General features: G+C 65.1%; 9 protein-coding genes and 2 pseudogenes. 4 read left to right on the top strand and 7 right to left on the bottom strand.

Features of this window, described 5'->3' with window-relative positions; all coding sequences use genetic code 11:
• A pseudogene (locus tag ACFDTC_RS15235) lies at positions 1-348 on the top strand (DNA mismatch repair protein MutS); the annotation flags it as partial.
• Positions 349-418: 70 nt separating this feature from the next.
• On the opposite strand, the gene ACFDTC_RS15240 reads toward ACFDTC_RS15235, so the two are convergent.
• Both ACFDTC_RS15240 and hrcA read right to left on the bottom strand, forming a co-directional pair.
• Positions 419-970 (bottom strand): nucleotide exchange factor GrpE, encoded by a 552-nt coding sequence (locus tag ACFDTC_RS15240; protein ID WP_375259740.1) that lies wholly within the window; start codon positions 968-970, stop codon positions 419-421.
• 3 nt (positions 971-973) lie between these two features.
• Positions 974-2,044 (bottom strand): heat-inducible transcriptional repressor HrcA, encoded by a 1,071-nt coding sequence (gene hrcA, locus ACFDTC_RS15245; protein WP_375259741.1) that lies wholly within the window; start codon positions 2,042-2,044, stop codon positions 974-976.
• A gap of 111 nt (positions 2,045-2,155) precedes the next feature.
• On the opposite strand from hrcA, the gene rph reads away from it, so the two are divergent.
• The 3 genes from rph to hemW are packed head-to-tail and all read left to right on the top strand — an operon-like array spanning position 2,156 to position 4,630.
• Positions 2,156-2,869, top strand: coding sequence for a ribonuclease PH (rph, locus tag ACFDTC_RS15250; RefSeq protein WP_375259742.1), 714 nt, complete (start codon positions 2,156-2,158; stop codon positions 2,867-2,869).
• Positions 2,866-3,480 carry an RdgB/HAM1 family non-canonical purine NTP pyrophosphatase gene (rdgB, locus tag ACFDTC_RS15255; protein ID WP_375259743.1) on the top strand — a complete coding sequence of 205 codons (615 nt, stop codon included), beginning with the start codon at positions 2,866-2,868 and terminating at the stop codon, positions 3,478-3,480. The genes rph and rdgB overlap by 4 nt, the downstream gene beginning before the upstream one ends.
• Positions 3,440-4,630 carry a radical SAM family heme chaperone HemW gene (hemW, locus tag ACFDTC_RS15260; protein WP_375259744.1) on the top strand — a complete coding sequence of 397 codons (1,191 nt, stop codon included), beginning with the start codon at positions 3,440-3,442 and terminating at the stop codon, positions 4,628-4,630. The genes rdgB and hemW overlap by 41 nt, the downstream gene beginning before the upstream one ends.
• 2 nt (positions 4,631-4,632) lie before the next feature.
• On the opposite strand, the gene ACFDTC_RS15265 is transcribed toward hemW, so the two are convergent.
• The 5 genes and pseudogenes from ACFDTC_RS15265 to ACFDTC_RS15285 all read right to left on the bottom strand — a co-directional run.
• On the bottom strand, positions 4,633-5,535 hold the full coding sequence (locus tag ACFDTC_RS15265; RefSeq protein ID WP_375259748.1) for a ParB/RepB/Spo0J family partition protein: 903 nt from the start codon (positions 5,533-5,535) through the stop codon (positions 4,633-4,635).
• Between the two features lie 23 nt (positions 5,536-5,558).
• Positions 5,559-6,368, bottom strand: coding sequence for a ParA family protein (locus tag ACFDTC_RS15270; protein ID WP_375259745.1), 810 nt, complete (start codon positions 6,366-6,368; stop codon positions 5,559-5,561).
• Positions 6,361-6,972 (bottom strand): 16S rRNA (guanine(527)-N(7))-methyltransferase RsmG, encoded by a 612-nt coding sequence (gene rsmG, locus ACFDTC_RS15275; RefSeq protein WP_375259746.1) that lies wholly within the window; start codon positions 6,970-6,972, stop codon positions 6,361-6,363. The genes ACFDTC_RS15270 and rsmG overlap by 8 nt, the downstream gene beginning before the upstream one ends.
• Positions 6,969-8,843 carry a tRNA uridine-5-carboxymethylaminomethyl(34) synthesis enzyme MnmG gene (mnmG, locus tag ACFDTC_RS15280; RefSeq protein WP_375259747.1) on the bottom strand — a complete coding sequence of 625 codons (1,875 nt, stop codon included), beginning with the start codon at positions 8,841-8,843 and terminating at the stop codon, positions 6,969-6,971. The genes rsmG and mnmG overlap by 4 nt, the downstream gene beginning before the upstream one ends.
• 3 nt (positions 8,844-8,846) lie before the next feature.
• Positions 8,847-9,344 (bottom strand): annotated as a pseudogene (locus tag ACFDTC_RS15285) (tRNA uridine-5-carboxymethylaminomethyl(34) synthesis GTPase MnmE); the annotation flags it as partial.

The following is a 9,344-nucleotide window of genomic DNA, read 5'->3' on the forward strand; positions in this document are numbered from 1 at the left end:
AAGGAATGGCAGGGCGAGGTGATCTTCCTGCATGAGGTCCGCGACGGCGCGGCCGACCGTTCCTATGGTGTTCAGGTGGCGAAACTGGCGGGCCTACCGGCGCCGGTCATCGACCGCGCGCGAACCGTGCTGCAAGCGCTCGAGGAAGGCGAACGCGAACGCGCGGCACCCAAGGCGCTGATCGACGACCTGCCGCTGTTCTCGGCCGCAGCCGCGGCGCCCCCGCCGACGAAGGCAAAGGCCGTCTCGGAAGCCGAGGAACGCCTCGCGGCGCTGAACCCCGACGATCTGAGCCCGCGCGAGGCACTGCAGGCGCTTTACGACCTCAAGGCGCTCGCCAGCGGCTGACGCGCCTTGCCCTCACCTTGGCGAAAATACTCCGGGGGTGTGGGGGCAGCGCCCCCACCCGACGCCCGTGTTAGCTGGCCGGAGTCGAGCTGACGCCCACCTGGGCCGGACGCAGCAGCCGGTCGTGCAGCATGAAGCCGCTGGCCGAGACCTGGATGATGTCGCCGGCCTTGGTGTTGGGCACCGGTGCCTCGAACATCGCCTCGTGGTGCTGCGGGTCGAAGCGGTCGCCGACCTGCGGCTCGATCCGGTTCACGCCGTGGCGGTCGAAAACGTTGCCCAACTCCTTCAGCGTCAGCTCGACTCCTTCGACCAGCGCGGTCGAGGCAGAGGTGCCGTCTTCCCGCGCCACTGCCAGCGCCCGCTGGAGGTTGTCGTAGACCGGCAGCAGATCGCGCGCGATGCGGGTGCCGCCATAGGCCTGCGCTTCCTGACGGTCCTTCGCGGCGCGCTTGCGGGCGTTCTCGGCATCCGCCAGAGCACGCAGAAGCCGGTCCTTCAGATCGTCACGCTCGGCGCGAAGCGAATCCAGCTCGACATCCTCGGTGCTGGGCTCACTTTCGTCTTCGGGTTCCACCGCCTCGGGGTCGTCGAGGAACGGATCTTCCTTCGGGTCTGCCATGTCTCACCTCTGTTGCCGGTCGGCGATCAGCCGTCCGACCAGTTGGGCCGTGTAGTCCACGATGGGGACGATGCGGCCGTAGTTCAGGCGGGTCGGGCCGATCACGCCCACCGCGCCCACGATCTTTCGGTCCGCGTTCATATATGGAGAGACCACCAGAGAGGAACCCGAAAGCGAAAAAAGTTTGTTCTCGGAACCGATGAAGATGCGCACGCCGTCGCCCTCCTCGGCCAGTTCGAGGAACTCGGCGATGTCGCGCTTGCGCTCGAGATCGTCGAACAGCAGGCGGATCTTTTCCAGCTCTTCCTCGGCGGCGTCCTCTCCCAGAAGATTGGCCCGGCCGCGCACGATCAGGCGGGCCGACATGTCGGGCTCGGCCTCCCAGATGGCGACGCCGGATTCCACCAGTTCGGCCGCGAGCGTGTCTAGCTCTTGCCGCCGTTTCACGATCTCGCGGGCCATCGTGGTCTTCAGCTCGGCCAGCGTCTTGCCGTCGGCGAAGGCGTTGATGAAGTTCGCCGCCTCGCGCATGGCCGAGGGCGTCTGCCCCTTCGGCGGGGTGAACAAACGGTTCTCGACATGCCCGTCGGCGAAGACGATCACCACCAGCGCGCGGTCGCTGGACAGGCTGACGAACTCGATGTGCTTCAGCGGCGCCTCGTGCTTGGGCGTCAGCACCAGCGAGGCGCCGTGCGTGACGCCCGACAGCGCGTGGCCCACCCGGTCGAGCAGCCCGCCCACGTCGTCGGTGTTCGATCCCAGCGTGGCATCCAGCTTCTCGCGGTCGGCGGCTTCCAGATCGCCGACCTCGAGAAGACCGTCGACGAACATCCGCAGACCCAGCTGCGTCGGCACTCGCCCGGCGCTGACATGCGGGCTGTCCAGCAGGCCGAGGAACTCGAGGTCCTGCATCACGTTGCGCACGGTCGCGGCCGAGACCTTCTCGGACAGCGTGCGGGTCAGCACACGCGAGCCCACGGGTTCGCCGGACAGCAGATAGCCTTCGACCACGCGGCGGAAAACCTCGCGCGAGCGGTCGTTCATCTGTTCGAGCAGCGCGCCTGCCTCTTTCATGTTGCGCCTCTTGCCAGCCGGGTCATTAAAGGGGCCTCTCTGCCGGCGTCAATCGGGGTTGCGCCGGGGGTCGCGGCCCGTCTATGCCGAGCCAGACAACGGAGAGGCTACATGCGACCATCTGGACGGAATTTAAGCGAAATGCGGCCGGTTTCAATCGAGACCGGTGTGATGCGCCACGCCGAAGGGTCCTGCCTGATCAAGGTCGGACACACCCACGTGTTGTGCTCGGCCTCGCTGGAAGAGCGCGTTCCGCCGTTCATCAAGGGCTCGGGCCAGGGTTGGGTCACCGCCGAATACGGGATGCTGCCGCGCTCGACCTCGTCGCGGATGCGGCGCGAGGCGCAGGCCGGCAAGCAGGGCGGCCGCACGATCGAGATCCAGCGCTTGATCGGCCGCGCATTGCGCGCCGGCGTCGACCGCCAGGCCATGGGCGAACGCCAGATCACCGTCGATTGCGACGTGCTTCAGGCCGATGGCGGCACGCGCTGCGCGGCGATCACCGGCGGCTGGGTCGCGCTGCGGCTGGCGATCAACAAGCTGATGAAGGCCGGCGACGTGAAGACCGATCCGCTGATCTCGGAAGTGGCGGCGGTCAGCTGCGGCCTCTATGCGGGTCAGCCCGTGCTGGACCTGGACTACCCCGAGGATTCCGAGGCCGGCGTCGACGGGAACTTCATCCTGCGCGGCGACGGGCAGCTGGTCGAGATCCAGATGTCGGCCGAAAGCGCCACGTTCTCGCGCACGCAGATGGGCCAGTTGGTGGACCTCGCCGAGGCCGGCGTCGCACAGCTGGTCGAGGCGCAGCGGAAGGCCGTGGGATGACCCGCGCCTTCGACGGAGACACGCTGCTGGTCGCCACGCACAACAACGGCAAGCTCGAGGAAATCTCGGCCTTGCTGGCGGATTTCGGCGTGTCCGTCGTCGGCGCCAAGGCGATGGACCTGCCCGAGCCCGAGGAAACCGGCACCACCTTCGTCGAGAACGCGCGCATCAAGGCCCATGCTGCGGCGCAGGCGACCGGCCTGCCCGCCCTGGCCGACGATTCCGGGATCGAGATCGACGCGCTGGACAAGGCGCCGGGCGTCTACACCGCCGACTGGGCCGAAACGCCGAACGGCCGCGACTTCGTCATGGCGATGACCCGGGCGCATGACGAACTGGTCGCAAAGGGCGCGCCCGAGCCCTGGACCGCGCGGTTCTGCTGCACACTGGTGCTCGCCTGGCCCGATGGTCACGACGAGGTTTTCCCCGGCACGATGGAAGGCCGCGTGGTCTGGCCGATGCGGGGCGACCAGGGCCACGGGTACGACCCGATCTTCCAGCCACAGGGCCATGACGTGACCTTCGGCCAGATGGACCGCTGGCAAAAGAACCGGATCAGCCACCGTGCCGATGCCTTCGCCAGGCTTGTTGCAGGCTGCTTTGACCGTTGAACCCTGGCAGCGCGGGGGCTTCGGCCTGTATGTGCATTGGCCGTTCTGCGAAGCCAAGTGCCCCTATTGCGACTTCAACAGCCACGTTACGGCGTTCATAGACCAAAAACGCTGGGCGGATGCGCTGGCCGCCGAAGTGCGCCGCTGGGCCGCCGTGACGCCGGGCCGCGTGCTGTCGTCGATCTTTTTCGGCGGCGGGACACCGTCGCTGATGACGCCGGACACGGTCGACACGGTGCTGCGGGCCGCGCAGGACGGCTGGACCTGGGCCAACGACATCGAGATCACGCTGGAAGCGAACCCCCGCTCGGTCGAGGCGGCGCGCTTCCGTGGCTTCGCCGATGCGGGCGTAAACCGCGTGTCGCTGGGCGTCCAATCCCTGCGCGAGGACGATCTGCGGCGGCTGGGACGTTTGCATAATGCGGCAGAGGCGCGTGCTGCGTTCGATATCGCGCAGGCGACCTTCGACCGCGTAAGCTTTGACCTGATCTACGCGCGCCAGGGCCAGACACGCGACGCCTGGCGCAGCGAACTGACCGAAGCGCTGTCGATGGCCGCGGATCACCTGTCTCTGTACCAGCTGACGATAGAACCCGGCACCGCCTTCTGGGACCGACGCCAGGCCGGCGGGTTGCGCGGGTTGCCCGACGAGGATCTGGGCGCAGACCTTTTCGAGATGACGCAAGACATCTGCGGCGCAGCCGGGATGCCGGCCTACGAGGTGTCGAACCATGCGCGGCCGGGCGCCGAGTCGCGACACAACCTGGTCTACTGGCGGTCCGGCGACTGGATCGGCGTCGGTCCGGGGGCGCATGGACGCGTCACGCTGGACGGCCAAAGACGATCGAACGCGGGGTGGCTGGCGCCCGGCAAGTGGTTGGCCGAGGCCGAGAGCGGCAGCGGCGACGAAAGCGTCGAGATTCTGACCGCCGAGGATCGGGACGCAGAACACTTGATGATGGGCCTTAGGTTAACTGAAGGCCTAGATGTTGACGGTCTTGGGGCGATCGCAGACGAACCGGCTTTTCAGCACGCAGTGAGCGACTTGATCGCGAACGGCCTTCTCTGGGCGGAGGACGGACGCATCGGGACCACCCCGCAGGGCCGCCTCTTGCTGAACGCGGTCATCGCTGAATTGATGCCGGGCTGAGCCTAGCGATAGGTGCTCAGCAGGGCGCACAACGAATCAAGTTGCTCCAGCGTCTCGTAAGAGATCGTGACGGACCCGCTTTCCCCACCGGATTTGTGATCGATGCGAACCGGCATTCCGAGAGCAGCCGACAGGTCGCCTTCGAGTGCCTTGGTGTCGGCATCCTTATCGAAGTGCATCCCGTCGCGCGCGCGCGGGCGTGGTTGCGGTTTCTGGGCGCTGTCACCCTTGGCCAAGCGCTCGGCTTCTCGAACGGAAAGTCCTTTGGCAACAATAGCTTGCGCCAAAGCCTCTGGCTTCTCAGCGGTAATCAGCGTCCGCGCGTGCCCTGCGCTGAGCCTCCCATCGGTCACCATATCCTGCACCGACTCCGGCAGGTTGAGCAGACGCAGCAGGTTTGCGATGTGGCTGCGGCTTTTGCCCAGCGCTTCGGCCATCTTCTCCTGCGTGTGGCCGAACTTGTTCATCAGTTGTCGATAGCCTAGCGCTTCCTCGATCGGATTGAGGTCGGCGCGCTGGATGTTCTCGATGATCGCGACCTCGAGAACTTCGGTATCGTCGAAGCTGCGCACGAGAACCGGCAGTTCGTGCAGCTGCGCCATCTGCGCAGCCCTCCAGCGGCGTTCGCCGGCAACGATCTGGAAGCGCTCCGGGTCCGCCGGGTCGACGCGGACGATCAGAGGTTGGATCACGCCCTTCGTCCGGATCGAATTGGCCAGTTCGTCCAGCTGCGCTGGCGTGAAGGACCGCCGCGGCTGGTCCGGGTTCGGCACGATCCGCTCGATCGGAACGACCCGGTCGGCCCGCGGCCGCCCCGCCTCGCTCGGCTCGACCGTTTCAACGTCCGCCATCAGGGCGGACAGACCGCGGCCCAACCCGCGACGCTGCTCTTTCCTGGGTGCCATGCGGGTGTTCTTCCCTTCCGTCGTCATGCGGCCAACAGCTGGTTTTTCTTCAACAATTCGGCAGCCAAGGCGCGGTATGCCTGCGCACCCTTGGACATCGAATCATATTCGAGCACGGGCAGCGCGTAAGACGGCGCCTCGCTGACCCGGACGTTGCGCGGAATGATCGCGGCAAAGACCAGATCGCCAAGGTTGGCACGGGCGTCGGCCTCGACCTGCTGCGACAGGTTGTTGCGTGCGTCGTACATCGTCAACACGATGCCCTCGATCCGCAAATCCGGGTTGGCGCTCTGCCGCACTTCGCGGATCGTCAGCATCAATTGAGACAATCCTTCGAGCGCGAAGAACTCGCTTTGCAGCGGGACGAGAACCGAATGCGCGGCGACCATTGCGTTGATCGTCAGCAGGTTGAGCGACGGCGGGCAATCGATGAGCACGAAATCGTAGCCGTGTTCCAGCAGATCGGGTCGCCGCAACGCGTCACGCAGCAGGAAACTGCGCTTTTCATTGGAATAGAGCTCGATGTCCGCCGAGCTGAGATCGACGTTCGCAGGAACAAGCGACAGGTTCCGCGTCGCTGTCTCGTGCACGAGGTCCGACAGCGCAATGTCGTCCAGGATCAGGTCGTAGCTGGTGTAGTTGCGCATCTCGGGCTCAATCCCGAGGCCGGTCGACGCGTTGCCCTGCGGGTCGATGTCGATGATCAGCACCTTGAGGCCCGTCTCAGCCAAGGCGGCGCCGAGGTTGATCGTGGTGGTCGTCTTGCCGACGCCGCCCTTCTGGTTGGCGATCGCGATGATCTTGGGCGAGGCGGGGCGCTGCGGATCAGACATGCGACAGGTCTCCGACGGTCAGGATGACGGCTGAGGGATCTGTCTCACTTCTATGGATCTGATGCGTGAAGGTCCAAGACTTCGTTGCGATATCCACCTCTTTTTGCCAGCTGGCGCCCTTGGGCAGCACGGCAATGGCATTGGGCGCGGCGTGGCGGTCTACATAGCCCAGCAAGTCCTTCAGCGGGGCCAGGGCTCGGGCTGAAATGACGTCGGCGTTGAGCGGATCCAACCGCTCGATCCGTGCGGTTTCGACCTTGGCGTCGACGCCGGTTTCACGCAGCACGGTGCGTAGAAAGACGGCCTTCCTGCCGTCGCTTTCCACGAGTGTGACCTTTACATGGGGCGATTCTTCGGCGGCTAGAATCGCCACGACAAGGCCGGGAAATCCGCCGCCGCTCCCCAGATCGGCCCAAGAACGCGCGTTTCGAGGCGCGAGGTCAAACACTTGTGCGGAGTCCGCAATATGCCGCGTCCAGACCTGGTCCATGGTGCCGCGAGCCACGAGGTTGATCTTGGGATTCCACTTCGCCAACAGGTCGGCGAAGATTGTCAGGCGCTGCTGTGTTTCACGTGAAACATCGCGGCCGGCGAGTTGGCTCATGCAATGGCACGCCGTTGATCGTTCCGGATACGGGCGACGATCAATGCAAGAGCCGCGGGCGTCATGCCGTCTATGCGTGCAGCCTGTGCGATGCTCTCTGGCCTCGTTCGGACCAGTTTGCCCTTCAGTTCGTTCGACAGACCTGGCATGGCGTCATAGGCGAAGTCGGCGGGAATCGCTATGGCTTCGTCCTTTTTCAATAGATCCACGTCGCGCTGTTGCCGCGCCAGGTAGTTGGCGTACAGCGCTTCATTCGACACCTGCTTCGCAACTGCCGGTTCGATCTTGTCGAAACATGGATCCAGTCTGGCGACATCGTCGAAGGTTACATCCGGAAACGCCAGCAACTGGTATGCGGTGCGACGCGCGCCATCCTCGTTGACGTTGATGCCGATCGCCCTCACCTGGTGCGGCGTAAAAGAAGCGTCGTGCAGCGTCTGCCGAGCATCCTTTAGTTTGTCGCTCTTTTGGTCGAACGCTTCCGAACGCACTTCGCCGACGCACCCAAGCGCGATTCCTTTTGGTGTCAGGCGTTGATCCGCATTATCCGCCCGCAGAGACAGCCGAAATTCCGCACGCGAGGTGAACATCCGGTAGGGTTCTGTCACACCGCGCGTCGTTAGGTCGTCCAGCATGACGCCGACATACGATTCGGTCCGCTCGAAGACAGCGGGCTCCCTGCCCTGCGCACGAAGTGCAGCGTTCAGGCCGGCGACGAGGCCCTGAGCCGCGGCTTCCTCGTACCCCGTGGTGCCGTTGATCTGCCCTGCGAGGAACAGCCCCTTCAGCGACCTCACTGCCAGCGTGCGGTCCAGAGCACGTGGATCGACGTAATCGTACTCGATCGCATAGCCCGGCTGACGGATAACGACGTTCTCCAAGCCGGGGATCGTGCGCACGTACGCTTCTTGGACATCGACCGGCATCGACGTCGATATTCCGTTCGGATAGATCGTGTCGTCGTCAAGTCCTTCCGGCTCAAGGAAAATCTGGTGCGAGTCCTTGTCCGCGAACCGCGTAACCTTGTCTTCGATCGACGGGCAGTAGCGCGGGCCAACGCCCTCTATGTGCCCGCCATACATCGCCGACCGCCCAAGGTTCTGGCGGATAATATCGTGGGTACGTGCGGTCGTGGCCGTGATCCCGCAGGAGATTTGCCGAACCGAGGGGGCCGTCGAGAGGAAGGAGAACATCACCGGGTCATCGTCGCCCGGCTGCATGTCGAGTTGGGTCCAATCAATGGTCGAACCATCCAGCCGCGGCGGTGTTCCCGTCTTCAGGCGCCCAAGCGGCAGACCGAAATCGTCGATGCGCTCGGCCAGGCGGATTGACGGCTTGTCGCCCATGCGTCCGCCGTGGCGCCTCTCGTCGCCAATATGAATTACGCCGCGAAGGAACGTGCCGCTGGTGAGAATGACCTCGCGGGCGTCCAACTGCGTGCCATCTGCCAACTGAACCCCTTCGATGCGGTCGTTCTGCTGCACGAGGTCGACGACCTCGCCCTCGATCACGTCGAGGTTCGGCTGCGCCTGCACCAGAGACTGGATCGCCGCGCGGTATAGCGCACGGTCCGCCTGCGCGCGCGGCCCCTGCACGGCCGGGCCCTTGCGCCTGTTCAACAGCCTGAACTGAATGCCGGCCCTGTCCGCGGCGACGCCCATGATTCCATCCAGCGCGTCGATTTCCCGGACAAGGTGGCCCTTGCCCAAGCCGCCGATAGCCGGATTGCAGGACATCACGCCCAAATCGGTTTTGCGAAGCGTCACGAGCGCCGTCCGCGCCCCCATTCGAGCGGCGGCGGCGGCGGCTTCCGTACCGGCGTGACCACCACCGATCACGACGACGTCGTATCGTTGTTTCACGTGAAACACTCCTTACTTTCCGACGCAGAAGCTCGAGAAGATCTCGCCCAGGATCTGCTCCACGTCCACGTGACCGAGCAGCGCCTCGAGCCTGCGCAGCGCGAGTCGGACTTCTTCGCTGGTCAGTTCATACAGGTCCGGGCCGCTGTCGAGAAGCCCGATCGCAGCGTGCAGGTGTGTTGCCCCGGCCTGTAGCGCAAGGCGGTGCCTTTCGCGGCTCGCCAATCCGGCCTCGCCAGCCTTGGCCAACAACCGATCCTTCACGGCCTCGACCAGCGCAGGAACACCCTGCCCTGTCTTGCCAGAGACGCCCTCGCCCCCTGTCAGATCCGCCTTCGCGCGCAGGACCACGTCACCTGGAAGCGGCTGCAAGTCCGTCGCCATGCCATCGGCGACCAGATGCACGCGAAGATCCGACGCCTCGGCCCGGTCGCGCGCCCGCTGCACGCCGATCCGCTCGACAGCATCTTCGGTTTCTCGCAAGCCAGCCGTATCAAGAAGCGTCACAGC

The sequence above is a fragment of the Citreimonas sp. genome (assembly GCF_042096055.1).
Taxonomy (GTDB): Bacteria; Pseudomonadota; Alphaproteobacteria; order Rhodobacterales; family Rhodobacteraceae; genus Citreimonas.

Excerpts from the sequence above, each read along its gene's own strand:
- hemW (WP_375259744.1), top strand. The coding sequence starts at position 3,440 with ATGCCTTCGCCAGGCTTGTTGCAGGCTGCTTTGACCGTTGAACCCTGG.
- rph (WP_375259742.1), top strand. The coding sequence starts at position 2,156 with ATGCGACCATCTGGACGGAATTTAAGCGAAATGCGGCCGGTTTCAATC.
- hrcA (WP_375259741.1), bottom strand. The coding sequence starts at position 2,044 with ATGAAAGAGGCAGGCGCGCTGCTCGAACAGATGAACGACCGCTCGCGC.
- rsmG (WP_375259746.1), bottom strand. The coding sequence starts at position 6,972 with ATGAGCCAACTCGCCGGCCGCGATGTTTCACGTGAAACACAGCAGCGC.
- ACFDTC_RS15240 (WP_375259740.1), bottom strand. The coding sequence starts at position 970 with ATGGCAGACCCGAAGGAAGATCCGTTCCTCGACGACCCCGAGGCGGTG.
- rdgB (WP_375259743.1), top strand. The coding sequence starts at position 2,866 with ATGACCCGCGCCTTCGACGGAGACACGCTGCTGGTCGCCACGCACAAC.
- ACFDTC_RS15265 (WP_375259748.1), bottom strand. The coding sequence starts at position 5,535 with ATGGCACCCAGGAAAGAGCAGCGTCGCGGGTTGGGCCGCGGTCTGTCC.
- ACFDTC_RS15270 (WP_375259745.1), bottom strand. The coding sequence starts at position 6,368 with ATGTCTGATCCGCAGCGCCCCGCCTCGCCCAAGATCATCGCGATCGCC.